This window comes from Lewinella cohaerens DSM 23179 (assembly GCF_000379805.1).
Lineage (GTDB): Bacteria > Bacteroidota > Bacteroidia > Chitinophagales > Saprospiraceae > Lewinella > Lewinella cohaerens.
Genome location: NZ_KB903552.1, coordinates 24,567 through 42,215, shown reverse-complemented (window position 1 = coordinate 42,215; position 17,649 = coordinate 24,567). Strand labels below are relative to the sequence as shown.

Genomic DNA, 17,649 nt, shown 5'->3' with positions numbered 1-17,649 from the left:
ACCATGTCAACTGAGAACAACAACATCCAACTCCCCTTTACCACCAGTCATGCATTCATCATTGGCATCAATGACTACGAGCATCTCACACCACTGAGTACGGCGGTAAACGATGCACAAGTTCTGGCGGAGCGATTGGCAGAAGACCACGGCTACCAAGTGCATCCGCCATTACTGAATGCCAACCGGGCGGCGATCATGCAACTACTGGAAGTGGATTTGCCCCGCTTGGTGAGCGAGGATGATCGCATTCTCTTCTATTTCGCCGGCCATGGAATTGCACTCGACAGCGATGACGCCCCCAAAGGGTATTTGGTTCCCGCAGATGCTAAACCAGGTGACCCAGAAACCCTGCTCGCAATGGATACCTTCCACGATGCGGTTACCAAGCTGCCCTGTAAGCACGGATTGTTGGTTCTGGATTGCTGCTTTGCGGGTGCTTTTAAGTGGTCGACGGGGTTCCGAGATGTGATGTTTGACCTGCCAGGCATCATATACCAGGAACGTTTTCATCAATATACCCAAGACCCTGCGTGGCAGGTGATCACTTCTTCGGCTTCTGACCAAAAGGCCGTAGATATACTTTCCGACCGCACCCTTGGTATGCGTAGTGCTGCCGATGCCAAACACTCGCCTTTTGCGACCGCCTTGCTGGCGGGCTTGGCCGGAGAGGCAGATACTGTTCCCAAAGAAAAAGGAGATGGCGTAATTACCGCTACCGAACTCTACACCTACCTGCGCGACCGGGTAGAAGACGAAACAACGGAAGAGGGTAAGCGGCAAAGCCCCGCTATGTTTTCGCTACAGCGCCATGATAAAGGGCAGTACATCTTTTTGCATCCCCGCCACGTACTCAACCTGCCGCCCATTCCGGATCGCAATCCCTTTATGGGGCTCAAATCGTATAACGAAACCGACAGCAACCTCTTCTATGGCCGTGATCGCGTAATCGTAGCTTTGGCTGATTTAGCGGCAGAACAATCTCTCATCGTTGTAAGTGGTGCCTCTGGAACAGGCAAGTCTTCGGTGATCAAAGCTGGCCTTTTGCCTTCCTTACGGAAAAACGATTGGCACATCTTGCCCGTCATCCGCCCCGGAAAAAGCCCGCTGGAAAGCTTGCAATCGGGTTTACCCGACCTGGACGCTGCGCTCAAAAAAGAAGGAAAAAGCGTATTGATCATTGATCAATACGAAGAACTCATCACCCAGTGCCTTGATCCCCAAGAACGATTGGATTTTGAGGCACAACTAGCTGATTGGCTGAAAGCCTACCCCCAACTGCGCATTGTGCTCAGTATTCGTTCCGATTTTGAACCGCAGTTTGAAGAAGGAGCACTCGCCAACTGGTGGCAAAAAGGCCGCTACGTTGTACCCGTCTTCAGTCAAGACGAACTGCGGGAAGTCATTATCAAACCGACCGTACAAGAGGTCTTGTTTTTTGAATCCGACATCTTGGTCGACAAGCTACTGGAGGCCGTCAATCAAGCGCCCGGTGCACTGCCCTTGTTGTCCTTCACCCTCAGCGAACTGTACCATGCTTACCTCAAAAGTGGCCGTACCAATCGCGCTTTCGCTTTAGAAGATTACGAAAAACTAGGCGGCGTGATTGGTGCCTTACGCACCCGTGCCAATGCCATCTACGATGACCTCGACCAAGCCCACCAGGACAGTATGCGCAAACTGATGCTGCGGATGGTATCCTTGGAAGGCGGCGAGCTTGCCAGTCGAAGAGTAGCCAGCAGCGACCTCGTTTTTAGCGACCCTGCCGAAAGCGAACGCCTCCAAAACGTAGCCCAGCAGCTCGTAACTGCCCGCCTGATTTCTACCGGGGTTGACACCCAAGGACAAACGTTTTTTGAACCAGCCCACGACGCACTCGTACGCGCCTGGGCCCGCCTTTGGGAATGGATCAAAGCCCAGGGCGAAGGTCGCTTGGGATTAATGTACAAGCTGAGTTTGGCCGTCACTGATTATGAAATCAACCAAAAGAACGAATACCTCTGGAACGATGATCCGCGACTAGATTTGCTTCTTGCCGATTTGCAAATCAAAGGGCACGTATTCAATGCCAAAGAAGAAACTTTTTTGCAGAAAAGCAATGCCTTACGGCAAAAAAACAAACGCCGTCGTGCAGGAGTCATTGCAGCCGTGATGATTGGCCTTTTAGGCTTAGCGGCTTTCGCATTTTATGAGCAAGGAATAGCAAAAGATGCCCAACTGCAAGCAAGTCAAGAAGCTAAAAATGCCTTGCTGGCTCAAAAAAATGCAGAAAGGTCAGATAGTATTGCGCAACAGGAAGCAAAAGCAGCAAAAGAAGCTTTGCTTAAAGCAGAAGTCTCTGATAGCCTCGCTCGCCGAAGTGCTGTTATAGCAGGCCAGGAAAGAGACAATGCGCTTTGGCAAACGAAATTAGCAAGACAGGCGCAAAGCCGAGCGGAGCAAAGTACTATTGAGGCGAAGAGTGCAACAGCAGCAGCAAAGGCTCAAAAAGAAATGTCTGAAGATCCTACCTTGGCACTTAACCTGGCCCTGGCAGCACACAAATTATTTCCTTCCGAAGAAACGAGTAGCGCACTCCGTGATATTCACAGGAGAAGAAGAGGACAATATTATCGACACAAGTTTAGCGCCCATCAAAATATTGTCAACGGTATCACTTACTCTCCTGATGGCACAAAAATACTTACAGCTGGCAAGGACAGTGTCGCAAGATTGTGGAAACTGAACGGCCAGCTTATCCGGGAGTTTCCTCGTCAGAATAGTGAAATAACCCGGGCGCTATTCTCGCCCAGTGGAGACACCATTCTTACCGGAATGTATGATGGCCATATTGCACTTTGGCATCTCAATGGAGAGCAAATATTAAGATTTCGCGCTCATCCGGCAGCCTTATCGGAAGTAGCGTACTCGCCCGATGGGTCAAAGATAGTAACCAACAGCTATCAAGAACAGGCCAAATTATGGAGCTTAGAAGGCCAAAATATACGTGATTTTGGCGGAGGCCGTGGACCAGTAACTTTTTCCCCTGACGGAAAAAATGTCTTAACGACGGGCGATGGATGGCAGCGAGATCACCTTTTGCTGTGGGATATAGCAAGTGGAGCATCCACCGATGTTCCCACCGCAGGGCAAACCATCTACACTTTCGGCTTCTCGCCAGACGGAGCGTATGTCGTCGCCGGAGGGGAAGACAAAACCATCTCCATTACCAACCTGGCAACTGGCCAAGTATATGATCATCAGAGTGATACCGACAAGATGAGAAGTCTGACCTTTTCTCCTGATGGGAAAAAGATCATCACCCGTAGCGATACCGATGGAAATTCAAAAGTATGGCAACTTCCCGATAGAGAAGTGTGGATGAACAATGATACAGCTCCCTGGACTACTTTGTGGCAAACAAATGTGGACTCTAACAGTGTCATGGCCGTATGCTTCTCACCGGACAGCAAACAATTTCTGACCGGAGAAGAAGACGGTACTGTCCATATATGGGATATTGAAGAAAGTCTTCCCTCATTTGAACACAACGCTGCTATCACAGGGGCGCTGTTTTTCCCTAATGGAGATAAAATCATTACAGCGGAGGGCAATCCCTATGCCAGTGAAAGAGGAAAACCTTCACTTATTAGTGGGATTTTTCCCTTCCAAAATGTACGACAATCAATGGGACAAGGATTCACAGGAACACCAACAGAAAACGTAGCAAAAATATGGGATAGCTCAGGCCGATACTTATTAAATTTCCAGGGCCACCAAAGTTGGATCAATAGCACTTCCATCTCCCTTGACGGGGAAACACTCTTAACCGGAAGCAACGACGGAACAGCTAAAGCCTGGGATTCTTCCGGGAGTGTTTTACAAACATTTACGGCCCATGGTGATGTTCTCGGAGTTGACATTTCTCCTGACGGAAAATTGGTGTTGACTAGCGGTGCTGATAGTACTGCTAAGCTCTGGCGTATCTCAGGGGAAGAACTTAAAACATTTACTGAACATACTGCTCTGGTATCATGTGTAGATTTCGCACCGGACGGTCGTATTTTTGTAACCGGAAGCCACGACAATACTGCAAAAATCTGGCGTCAAACTGGCGAAAAAATCACCGACTTACGGGGCCATAGAGGAAAAATTGCCGATGTCTGTTTTTCTCCTAATGGTAAACTAGTCCTAACCGCCAGCTATGATGGCACTGCCAAGTTATGGAATACAAGTGGCGAGCACCTAATGACGTTTCCAGAAAATGAAAGAAAGGAAATGCTCAGTGTTGCCTTTTCACCTGATGGCAAGACGCTGTTGACCGGAAGTCAGGAATTTGTCCGATTATGGGACTTATCAGGAAGATTACTACGCTTATATAGAAACTTAGGAGGGCAGAGTGTCGATTTTTCACCAAATGGGCAAATCATCCTTATAAGTAAAGAGAACAAAGCAACACTGGTGCGGAACATATTTGGCCAGTACACTGCTGGCACCCTCTGGAATGACGTCTACAAACTAACTCCAGCGGAACAAGCCGAATATGGAATAGACTGGGAATACTAAAACTATGCAAAACACCGGCAACACCATACAACTCCCCTTCACCACTAGTCATGCTTTTATCATTGGTATTAATGACTACGAGCACCTCACGCCGCTCAACACGGCAGTGAACGATGCGAAGGTGCTGGCGGAGCGGTTGGAGAAAGAGCATGGTTATCAGGTACACCCTCCCTTACTGAATGCCAATAAAGAAAACTTACTCACCTTTTTAAAAGAAACAATCCCTCAGAAAGTAGGCGAGAAAGATAGGGTGTTATTCTATTTTGCCGGTCACGGAATCGCTTTAGACAGTGACCTCAACCCCAAGGGATACCTGGTACCCGCAGATGCTAAGCCACAGGAAATAGACTCATTGGTAGCCATGGATGTGCTCTACCAAATGATTGTTGACTTGCCCTGCAAGCACGGGTTGATCATTATGGATTGTTGTTTTTCTGGTGCTTTTAAATGGTCAACCGGTTATCGGGATGTCCTCTTTGATTTACCCTCCATTCTCTACGAAGAACGCTATTCTCAGTATGTTAAGCACCCTGCCTGGCAGGTCATCACCTCTTCGGCCTCTGATGAAAAAGCATTGGATGTGCTCGTGGAAAACAGTTTAGGTTTACGCAGCAAAGAAGGTAGCGAACACTCTCCTTTTGCTTTGGCCTTACTGGAAGGGCTCGACGGAAGCGCCGACCGAATCCCCAGTGGCGGTGGAGATGGAGTCATCACCGCTACCGAATTATTTGCCTTTCTCCGCGATCGGGTTGAAGAGCAGACCAATCAGGATGGCAAGAACCAAAGTCCTTCTTTTTTCTCTTTGGACAAGCACGAAAAAGGAGAATATATCTTCTTCCACCCTCGGCATCGCTTAAACCTACCTCCTATTCCTCGACGCAATCCATTTATGGGGCTAAAGTCCTATAAAGAAGCAGATGCCAGCCTGTTTTTTGGCCGAGAGAAGGCTATAAAAGCACTGGAAGCCTACTGTAAACCTTCGGCCTTTTTAGTGATTAGCGGGGAATCAGGAAGTGGCAAATCATCTCTCGTAAGAGCAGGGTTATTCCCCGTATTACGGGAACAAGAGTGGCAAATCTTACCCGTTATTCAACCTGGCGAAACACCTCTCGCTACCCTTAAGGCAAGTAGTAAAAAATTCAAAGAACGTCTGGCCAACAACACCCCCACGGTATTGTACATTGACCAGTACGAGGAACTGATTACCAAATGTAAAATACCGGAGGAACGCCTGGGTTTCGAGAAAAAGCTTAAACGCCTGCTCCTCAAGTTCAAGCATTTAATGGTGATTGTCAGTGTTCGCAAAGACCTTGAACCAGCTCTCGCGGAAGGTCCCTTAAAAAACCGATGGCAACAGTGTCGCTACGAGACCCCCGCTCTTACAACAGAAGAGGTTCGTGAAATCATTGTCAAACCCGCACGGGAAGAAGTACTCTTTTTTGAGCCCAAAGGCTTGATCGACTCCTTGGTAACAGAGGTAGATAAAACTAGTGGCGCCCTGCCTTTACTCTCCTTTACCCTGAGTGAATTATATGAAGCTTATATCCAATCCGGGCGAACTGACAGGTCACTGACCGAGGAAGACTATCAGAAAAAAGGGGGCTTATTTAGTGGATTAAGAACCTGGGGCAACGACCTCTATGACAATTTGGATGAGACTCACCAAAAAAGTATGCGCAAGCTTCTACTACGAATGATTGTAGTGGAAAAAGGAGTCTTTTCTTGCAGAAGAATATATACAGATGAACTCATTTACGCAGACCCTCAGGAGAGCGAGCGAACCCTTGATATAGCGCAACGACTGGTTACCGCTCATTTGCTTGCTACCGGAATCACGGAGCAAGGCCAGCGCTTTTTCGAACCCGCTTATGGTCATCTCCTCCATATCTGGGGGCGTCTGCGAGAGTGGATAACCATAAAAGGCGAAGAAAAAATCATCCAGCGCTACAAACTCAGGCACGCCGTTGAAAACTATAATAAACAGCAAACTACAGCCCCTCAAAAAGCACGTGGCCTTCTTTGGGACAACAACCCTCAACTTGAGGTGCTCAAGATAGAATGCCAGGCAGGCAACCATGGCTTTAACAAGCAGGAAGAAGCATTTATTCAAACAAGCCTTAAACGGAAAAGCATTCGGCGAGCGAGTACATGGGGGGCTTTGATCATTGTACCGCTAATAGCCATAGGGGCTTGGTATTATTTGTTGGGACGAGAACAATTATTCAAGGCAGTAGACGCCACGCAAAAACAGAGAATAGATAATTTAAATCACGAAAAACAGGAATTAACAGCGCAAATAGACAGCATTGAAGGTCTTAGAAAAAAGGCGCTCAATTTGGTCATCGCTCGTGAATTAACCACCCGATCTGCGTTAGCCAGACGCGCCCGCCCCATCGTCGCTTTCCGTTTAGCAGAGCATTCTCTGAAGATGGATTCAAATAGTATGCTGGCCAAAATAGCCCTCTTAAAGGCCTTCTATGCCAACATAGAGAACGCTTCAAGGCCAGCAGTGGCATTCGATCAAGACAATAGTCAGCAGCATTCTACTTTATTCTTAAACAAGCTACATTCTGGTCGATACACACCCGAACAATTTAATGTAGAAGAGGAAATAAAGAACCGATTATTCACGCTAATTTCAGGAAAACACACATCGATCGATAGTCTTTTTTATTCTGAGAGCAGCAAAACGCTGGCATTAAAATACCGCGACAATGATTCCTTCTCTGTATGGGAATTCGACAACACCTGGAACCTACGAGGCATTTTTCCGTGCTCCATCGTAATAAGGTCACAGGACAACCTGGTTATCAAGCAAGAGAAAGGCACTCAAATAACATTAAACACCTGTACTCCCTTCTCTGGAGAACAGCTATTCTCAGGGAATAACAAAACGTACCAATCCTTTGATCCTGTAAACTTTGAAATAGAAGTATTATCTGAAAATCGCTTAAAAAATGGGATTAAAATAACAAACAGGAGTAGCTTCGAGTCCGTCGAACTCATAGGGCATCAGCACCCTATATTATCTATTGCCATTTCCCCTGACGGACAATCGATACTCACTTGTTCCAAACAAGAACTCAAACTATGGGACTGGAAGGGGTATAATTATTTATCCTTTCCCAAGGGAGGAAAAGCTGATTTTTCACCTGATGGAGACTTTATTTTACGGTTTCCTTCTCTGCCTAAAATAGAACCACCTGAAAAGCACAATACTCCTGTTGATTTAGAAATCTACCCATTCAGCGCCAAGACACTCTGTAATTGGGCCAACGCCAACGGGGTCCCTAAGTTAAGTGAAGCCGATCAGGCAAAGTTTAGGGCAAGTGAATTAAAGTAAATTAAGTCATTATCAAGCCAGGTAAAGAACCCATGCAAATTTTAGCCAACGAACTCCCTGATCCAGCTACTAAATGGCCCTACTGTTTTGGTCAGCGATCAAATTCATCTCCAGGTGTTCTATTCTCAGCATCGGCAGACTCGTATTGTCATCTGAATCCAGCTTGGAGAACAAGCTAATACTGAAAATCAGTGAAGCATCATCAGAGGAAGGTTTGTTATTGCTCCACCAGGTATCAATTTCTATTGCCAATTCTTCAGGGTAAGTACCAAAGGAGGAACGATTAGCCGAACTTAACCTCAAGCCCAGGAGCACGGGTAAAGTGGGCTTGAGATCATCATTCAATCCGAGGCCATTAGCCAGTGCAAAGGCATAGCGACAACTGAGTTGGACCTCATAATTTTTTTGCCCTTCTGCATCGGGGAATAGAATGTTGAACATTTCTGTCAAACGTTGCTTCAGGGACGATTTGATGGATTTATCACCATTGGTCGTAACAATGTCAACATTGCCGAGGTTCCAGGGCTCATCATTGATAATGACTGGTGTGACCATGTTATTAAAGCGCACGGCTGGCGTTTGGAATACGAATTTTGGATTGGTTGGGATATCCGTATTGTCCGCGTTTTTCAAAAGGCCTTTGTTACGGCTTAGCCAAATGGAGGCCCAAGCATTTTGGTGCGGGATCACATCCAGGTTTTCAATCATAAATTTGCGGTCAGGAATCGAAGAATCGCCGAAGAACGTCTGGTCTTCGGGGTCTTCCTCATACGTAAAGGTTTTGATCTTGGTGGCCTCTTCGTAAGACGTTGGAACAAACTCTTTAAAGCCAGGTAATTCCAGGATAGGGTCTGGTGCGGCCTCTCCATTGAAACCATCAATCGTTTTCACACCTCTAACAAAACCTTGCCGCAAATCGCCCAAGGGTTCTTCGCTAATTTCATAGTGCAAATCTCCTTCTACCGACTCGTAAGTTGAGGTAAATGCAGGAATAGTATAATCCTCCCAATGGCTCGCAACTTCCTTCACCAGGTTCTTGAATACTGCCAATGCCGCAAGAGCATCCGTACTATCGCTAAGAACGGCTTGGTTTCGGAACAAACTCAGGTCTTTAGCAAGTTCAGGATAAATTTGTGAGAAGTTCACGAGCGATTCAAAGAGCGTGTCGCGCTCTGGGGTCGTCCCTGCAGAAACACTTCCGTCAGTAGTGCTAGCCGCAGTCAGTTCCTGGTTAAGCCTGGTGAGGCAGTCTACCTTATCCTGGGCCACATCCAGGTGTTCAAACATAATGGTATACTTCCATTGTCTTACATCCGCCAGTATTTCGCGGCTACTGGGGTCTGGCTCCGCTCGCTGAAAGATCAACGAAGGAGGCATAGGGAAATCTCGCAGGGGTATCGGGATCGCCGATTGCCCCATTGATTGTTTGAGATTGTCAGGCCTGATAAGCGTTAGCCAGTTGGAGGCCTGGTATTCAACAGCTCCGGAAACCGTTTCAATTGCGTATTCAATACCCACGGAATGGAACTCTAATTCCAGGTATAGGTTGGCGTATTTTTCCGGTGTTTTAGTATCAAACAGATAAGTGAAAGAGGAGGGGGCATCTTCGGAATTGGTCAAGGAAATCTTGCCTAAAGACAGAGAAAAATCGAACTCTCTGGGATTTACTTCCACCAGGTTGCGGGGGTCTTCTCCCTGCAATATCCTTACGACTTTTGCCTTGCCAACAACCTTGGGCTTTTGCTCCTTGGTAAGCTCGGAGGCATTGGCCAAGTGATCGCCGACGGTGATCGCTACCTCAAACTGGACGATGGTTTCCACATCGTAGCCTTCTACTAAATTGACCAGCATTTGTTGCTGGATGGCTGTTTGGGCTTCCTGTGTTTTGGACGTATTCGGCATGCTGTCTTGGAGGACGGGCTCAATCAGATCACTAATGGCCTTTGCCAGCGTTGATTTTTCAGCGATAACAGCTTCGGTATCACTTTGGGCTAATTGGTGGGCATTAAGGAGACTATCGGGTTCGAGGAAGTCTTCGACAGCCACCAAGAAATCACGGGCTAAGCCGTTGATGTCAATGGCATCAAATTGCTTTTCATCACCTACTACGCTACCGTAAGAATCGATGAGTACTTTACCCGAAAGCAAAGTATTGGCCATGGGTGGAATAGCATAGAAAGTGGGCAGTTGCTCTTGGATATCATAACTAACCCCCTGTGCGCCAATTTGCACCACGTATAGAGGTCTGGTCTCATCAGGTGCCTGATTTTTCTTATCCCGGTCTTCACTCACAGCCAGGCATAAACCTGGTAGTGCTGTTTCAAAGTCTTTTGCGAACTGATGTAACGGAGATGGTTTTGGTAATTTCCACTCAACATCAGCCGTCAGGATATCTGTTGTATTTGACAACACCGCTGCTAAGTCTTCAATGGTGAATATGATCGGATTTTGCAATTTCCTCAATGCTGCCACTTGTTGCCTGCGTGCATCCTGCAAATCCAGGTTTTGCTGTTTTAGCAGTGGGTTCAACAATGGCCTATACTTTTCTTCAATACTTTGTCGCTCGCTGTCATTTTCATCTGACACTCCATCCAACTCCGCCTGTTTATCCGCTAGCAGTTGATTGATCGATTCGTTATGGTTCTCTAGGTTATCCAATGCTTCAGAAAAGCTCGCCTGGAGCTTATCAATTTCCGACTCCCGCAGGTCATTCAGGGCGATTTCGAAACGACCTCTCAGTTGTTCAAAAGAGCTTCCTTCTCCTGTTGAAACAGTAGCTGCTGGCGTAATTTCTAGCAGTGCTTCCCAATCTTCCTTACGTAGTTTCATCGCTCCAAAATCGGGTGCCAGATCTGCCGGACTCAGTAAAACATCATCTATCAAGAGGCCCGTGACCTGAAGGTTGGTCCGTAGTAAATCGGCAGCCGTACTGGCTAGTCCATTGCTGGCAACTACCAACTGCTGAAGCATTTGGTTAGCGGTGGTGGTAAGAGAAGTAGCTGAGCCCAGGTCAGTTTGTTTAGGCGAAAGATAGTCTATACTTTTAGTCACATTTTCGTAAGCAGGGTTGATACTACCAGACAACAACAAGGAACTGTGAACCAAAGATTCACTTCTGGTGATCTCTACAAAAACAGTGAGGTCATAGATGAATTCCTTTTGAAATTTGAGCAGATTAGCTTCCTTAAATGTCAAGTCAACACTGGCACTGAAAGGTGCAACACTGGTCGATGGGGCATCATTAGAACCTGCTTTTATCAAGTCTTGTGCTTCTTTCAGAAACTTATATATAGTCTCTACAAAAGTTAGTATTTGGGTTTTGTCCAAAACATGCCCGGCCGTTGGATTCACCTCAAACAAGGTCGTCTTTAGCGTCAGTGCTACATCTGCGGCTTTTAGCTGAAAATAAACCTGCTCGTACTTGGCCAGGGCCGCGTTTACGGCTTTTTCTCGCGTAGTTAAAGTCGTGTCTTTATCTGCGAGGTAGCCAGAATGATTGAAAGAGAAATCAAGACTGAGGGTAGCTACGGAATCTGATTTTTTGGTAACCCGGTAACTTTCCAAAACGGAAGGCCACTGGTTCAAACCAATAATGGGATCGGTATAGCCCAAGGTGAAGCTTTTTGCACCAGCCTTACTGTCTAAACTCAGCTTGTTTCCGTATAAATCTTGCCACCAGGTATCTACCTTGATGGCCACTTGGTCGCTTATCCCCAGGTAAGGGTTGCGGTTGGGAGCGGGTAGTCCATGCTCATCGGCGGCTTGCCCGTCGAAGGTTGGAATGATGCGTTCAAACAATTCTTGTTCACCTGCATCGGTAGGGCCGATGGGCAGCCCTTCCACATCATTTTTCTCGGCGAGTGGGTGGTTACTAATTTTGTAACCTAATAATTGGTAAATATTATCCAATTCATTTCTCTTCAGCGTAGCAGGCACCGTTACGACCTCACTGTCAATTTTCACCCAACCATACACCAGCCGATCAGGGCCGGAGGCAATACAGACGTAGCCATTGTTGGTATTGATCGCGGCTACCGTTCCTGCAGCTACTTTGGGGAGATCAGCGGCGGCGTCATCAGGTGCAGCTTTAGGGGTCACTTCTTTTTTGAGCGTGACTTCAGTGTAATGATCCTCTTCCTGGATTTCGTCACGGCGATGTTCAAAGCCCAGATGGCCAGCCGGAATTCGCAGAACGGGTACCTGCTCTTCACTTTGAGCCAACAATAATTCTTCTTCGAGATCAATGACCTCGCCAAGTATTGCGGCAGTGTGAAAATCAGCGGGCACAAAACTCGTGGTGTCCACCTTAAAGTCTACCGGAAATTCTACGAGTAAGGAAATTTGTCCCACCGATTCTTTGCGGAACAACTCCTCATCAATATTTGCATTATCATGTGGAATCTTTAGGTAATAGCCGCCTGTGCTCGCGGTGCTTCCTTCCCAGACCAATCGGAGGAATTGCTCGGCATTATCCATCGTTCCACTGAACTGAGTCGTAGCGAGCTTATTGCCTGTCGATAAATTCGCTTTTACAATCACAACGGCAGCAGCAGCTACGCCAAAATCATTGATCACCGCACCAGCATTGCTGCTACTATTGGTGTAAACCAGCGACAATGTTTCGACGGTAGCAATATTTTCTAAAATAGCTTCTAATAAATCTTTCTCCCCTTCGCTAGTTCCCAATAAGAGATAAGTGTTGGGCAAGAACTCCGTGCCCTCCGCGTTGAGGATACGCTTAATATTAATGTCGATGCGGGTAGCGAGCTTGAAGTTGGTGACAGGAGTGCGGTCTTCGATTTCTGGCTGATCGTCAGAAAGAGGAACCTGGCTAAAATCAAAGGAAGGGTTATTCACCTTACGTTGCAAATAGGCCGTCAGACTTTTCGGGAAATCAATCAACATCTTGTCTGTTCCCCAAGCCATGCCTTTGCGCAAGGCAAAATTGATTTGATTGTCTTCGTCGCCATAGAAATCAATGAGGCTTGGTTCAGCCTTGGAAATAGGAACATCGCTTCCACTTAAGGTATCCAAAATATGCACGGTATTCGCTAATGCGAACCTGACTTTGCTGGCGTCTACATCGAATTCATCCAATTGGTAGGCAAAACTCCGATTATCGCCTGCCCCAAATTTAAAGGCCGCTTGGTTGTCTTCATCCTGTAAGGTGACCGTGTATTTTTTTCCAACTTTAGCATCCGCAAAGTCGAATTGCTGCCCAGTAGCTTGGTACAGCGGTTGCTTCTCCCGCTTTTCATGGTTACCATCCTGTGGGATAGTGGGCAGGCAAAGACCGTGCATCAGGAAGCGAGAGGCCATATTGGCAATTGGCTCGAAATCAATCGCAGGTAAAATATCTGTAGCAATCGAATAAGGTTCTTCCCGTTGCTCATCCACAAATTCTTCCAGCGTCTGTGCTGGGGTGATCCCATTTTTCTGGTCTTCTTTATCCTGTGCTATTTTTCTGGTCTTAGCAGCCAGGAGTTCTTTCTCTAACTCATCTTTTGCGGCTTGTAGGGCTGCACGAATAATGATCTTGAAATAATCGCTAAAAATGAAAGAAGTAATCGGAGTACTGTCCGTACCAATAGCCGCCTGCTCGGGTGATGCCAACTTAGCGTCGGACGTAAACTGCACTTTAAGCTTAGCAAAATAGGCTTTCATCTCCTCCAGTTGCTTGGCGGAAAGCTGGTAGTCTATTTCATCAAATTTAATGGTGGTAATACTGCCATCTTCCGCAGCTTCTCCCAGCGTGAGGCTCAGTTGGGGGAACATGGGAAAAATCGTTCCGTCCATCACGCCGTCTTGCGCCTGGATGCGGAAATCGAAATGCGTAAACAGGAATGTGGATAGTTGCTCGAAAGAGAAGAGGCTATCGGCTTGCGCCACAAACTCATCATACAAGTTACTGACCTCATTTAAGCTTAATTCGCCGTCACTAATTCCTCCAGCTTGGCAGGTCCACTGGAAAAGTGCGTTCCCTAGCGTAGCAAAATCTTCCCGATCTTCCCCTGTAGCGTTTTCGATAAAGAGCAAGGCTTCTCCCTTCACCTTTCCGGAGTTGGAGCTTGCACTGTCGTTGACCCAAGTATAAGCAGGCTGAAAGAAGATATCCAGCTTGGGGGTCGTATCTGATTTTACCCAAAGGGCTTGATTTTCCCAATTCCAGGCAAAAAGAGAACGCGACTGCATGGCCATTGCCCGTATCGAGCGGCTTGCAGTGCTTATTTGCCACGGTGGGGTAATCCCGTGTTGTGGACCATTAATCGTGAAGCTTTGCTCCACTTTCATGCTGAACTTGAACTTGACGGTCACGAAGAGCACTTTTGCCTTTGCTTTCACGGACACCTCCGCCGAGAGTTTGACCAGAATATCCTTGTAGGATTCCACCATAAATTGTACGGTGGCTTTGGCGATCACCTCCACGCTGACGGAAACAACCACAAAGTCGACTTCTCCGTAGAGTCTTCCGACAATCGCAACACCACCACGGATGGCGTAATACAATTCTTTATCACCACCACTTCTGGGGTTGTACCATGAGATGACTCCCTCGATCATACCCTGTACCGTAATGCTGATTTCTGCTTTCAGCGGACCGGAATTGAAGGTCTTGCCCAAGCCAATTTTCAAGCCCAAGCCGAATTCGTATACAGGGGTAAAAACGCCTACGGGTTCGCCATCCGTACCATTCACTACAGCGGGTGTGCTAGTGGCTGTAGCCGCAGATAATTTGTTAAAATAAAAACCACCGGCTCCGGTAAAGGGGAAGACCTCAATGGCAAAGGATCGTGAGAAATTGAAATTCCAGGGGAAGCCAAAATCGAGTTTGAAATCACCGTTTGTAAAAATATCAATCACGATGAGCGGGAGGGTCACCGAAACGGCTCCTACCGTGAAGTGCCGAACAAAATCAGGTAAGGTCAGATCAATATGGTACTTACCAACATCGTCTGTGACCTTTTGGTAGAGGATTTCAAATTTAAGGCCAGCAAAGTTCTTGGCCATTTCGCCATCTAACTCAATGCGCAATCCATAAATGACGGGGTCATTAAAGATCACGGTGAGTTTCAGAACCTTCAAAAGCGATACGTCCAGACCAATGAGCCACTCGCTTTCCGGGCTAAATGAAATGGGGCTATTATCACCAAACATGGCCAGCGGGTTCTGCTGACTCAGTGAGCGATCAGCAATCAATTTGGCTTGGCCTTCGTCGATGACACCGCGCAACAGTTCCATGACCTCACCAATGGAGGCCACATTACTGGCTTGCGTAATAGCGACGCGCTGCCCCAAGCCGAGGTAGCGCAAATCGAACATGGAAATACCTTGCCCCGGCACTTCGGGAGCTTTATCATTAAGGGGGTCCCATTCGAGGGTTTTGTTGGGTTCGCCCAGGAAGGTGCCTAGAATTTTGACCTTAACTTGTTTCGTGCTTTTCTTCTTGCCGCCGCTGGTAGTGGCGGGTTGTGCCTGATAATTGATGCCCAGTTCAGTGATGGAGATAAAGGGTTTCAGGGCAGAGGGCAGCAGGTCGTTTAGGTTGGTAAGCGTAACACCAAAGCTGGTCACACTCCGCTTGGTAACCGGATCTTTGGTGATGATCAGGTTCAGTTTAATGCTATTGATGAAAGAAGCTAGATTGATGCTTGCCAAAGCATCCCAGGGCGGATCAAACTCGTATTCAATCACCGAAGGATCAACTAGGGAGATGAAGAACGAGGCTACTTCCCCCAAGGTCAGCGAATCACCAATATTGATTCCGAACTTTAGATCGATATCCCCATCCGTATTCACATAAACGGCCTCAAATCCTACTCGGCCAACTTGCAACTGCAAAAGCAGCTCTTTTTTGACTTCGGTAGGGGTAAGAAGTGAAATGTTATAACAAGCCTGTAGTGACAGAAATTCCAAACCGTCAATGGGTGAATCGATCCTGCCGCAGATGGTTCCCAGTACGTGTTTATCCGTACCTTTTTCCTTGGTTAAATCTACAGTAGCACGCACCTTGAAAGCTTCATTCGGGTCACTACTTAGGCCTAGCTTGGGCTCCCAGGCAAAATCGCCTTTGATGCCATAACGGGTTAAGGCGGCGGTCGTATCCTTGAAATAACTGAATTCTAGCAGGTAAAGCTTCAGCGTCAGTAGGTTGAGACCATCATCTGGTAGGTCAAGGGCGGTGCCGTCAGAAACCAGCTCTACGACATCGCGTACCAGGTTGATTTCTTCTCCTTCCTCGTTTTTGAAAGCGGCGATCAGGCTGCTGGTCGTCGTGGTTTTGTCGAAGACGACCGACAGTTCACGCGCCCCCAGTGTGAATACGCCAGAGAAGGTTTTGCGCAGCTCACCAGTGGTGTTGATGATATCAATATTGAGGAGCAGGTGCGCAGTCTTTCCGTCAAGCGGAAATTCGATTTCACAGAGGAAATGGAAGTCTTTGGTTTGGGTGTTGATGGCCACCTGAAGGTTGGTGACGATCAGGCTATCTTCTAATACTGATGGCCGGCCTGGCATCCCATCAAAAGAGGAAGCCAAATCTGTGATCAGTTTTCCAAAGTTTAGTTCACTTCCATCGCTCAGGCCGCCAGTAAATATCCACCCTGGCTCACCAGGAAAGGAAGAAGCGGAAAGATCGAAAGCAGTATCGCCGAAACTTATCTTGCCGAACATCTCTGCTCCAATTTCACGTTCAGGGCCGGTAATGAGCGTGAAATGCCCTCTCAACTCATCAATCGACAAGGTAGTTACTAACAGGTCGAGTTCAATCTTTGTTTCGAAACCTACAAACAGCTCAAAAGTCGAGGATGCAGGATCGCCCACTACTTCGAGTTCATCACAAACAACTTCGGGCATGGGCAATTCTTCCACGCCCATCATCGCTAATAGTTCCTTGAGCTGAATGGTCTCGTCTGGGCCTAGCATACACTGAAAAACCATAGACGGCAAATCAACGGCAGCGATAATCTCCTTATCTGCAATCAGGGCGGTAGCCTGGATGTGTATACTGGCAGTAGCCCCACCCAGGGGATTCATCAAGAGAAACGCAGCTCGTAGTTCCTTAAACTCAATCAAATCGCCAAAAGGTGCCCAGTTGGTGTTTTTGTTATTGAGGGCCACCTCTGCCGTCAAAAAAGTAAGGGTCACGGGTTCAATACGTGCTCCTATCCCGAAGGATTCAAAGATTAGGTTTTGAGTAAAAGAAGGGAAGCCCTCCGTGGGGAATTGAGAAACGATCTCTGCTCCTTGCACGTACTCGGATAGCTCACTTAAACCAAGTGCTTTGTTTGGGCTGATATTGAGAGTAACACTTAGGGTTCCGCTCTCTAGTTCAATCGTCTTGACCGGGAAAGCCAATTTCTTGGCAATGTCAATATTAAGAGCCTCATCAATGCTCGATAAATCGCTGCCTTCGGTCAAAGCCTCTACCAAAGACCAGTCGTCATCAAAAGTCAGTACGATGCTCACATCGGGAATTTCTGTCGACAGGGAAAACGCTCCCGAAAAAGTGATCGCCTTACCTGCTAAAACGGGCAGCCCAAGAAAGCCACTTTGCAGTATTCCCGTTAGTTTAACTATTTCTTCCTCTTCATTCGACGTTTGTGCTGCGCCAGACAAGGCTACCTCGCCACCGACGAAATAGACCTCTAGCAGGCGTGCTACGCCCACATCTTCCGGGAAATCGCTACCTGAAAGGGTACAATTTCCACTGGCGTCCGGTGCTGTTTGGGTTTGTAACTCTAGAAAGGTCATAAAATGAGGCT

The 17,649-nt window shown here is 47.3% G+C and carries 3 protein-coding genes; 2 read left to right on the top strand and 1 reads right to left on the bottom strand.

The window, feature by feature from the left end; all coding sequences use genetic code 11:
* Nucleotides 1-3: 3 nt before the first annotated feature.
* Nucleotides 4-4,545, top strand: coding sequence for an nSTAND1 domain-containing NTPase (locus A3EU_RS33045; protein ID WP_020537476.1), 4,542 nt, complete (start codon nt 4-6; stop codon nt 4,543-4,545).
* Between the two features lie 4 nt (nt 4,546-4,549).
* A complete protein-coding gene (locus A3EU_RS33040) occupies nt 4,550-7,888 on the top strand; it encodes an nSTAND1 domain-containing NTPase (protein ID WP_020537475.1) in 3,339 nt (1,112 codons plus the stop codon).
* Between the two features lie 69 nt (nt 7,889-7,957).
* Here A3EU_RS33040 and A3EU_RS0117415 read toward each other — a convergent pair whose 3' ends face one another.
* Entirely contained in the window at nt 7,958-17,638 is a 9,681-nt protein-coding gene (locus A3EU_RS0117415; RefSeq protein ID WP_020537474.1) for a hypothetical protein, read from the bottom strand.
* Between the last annotated feature and the right edge of the window lie 11 nt (nt 17,639-17,649).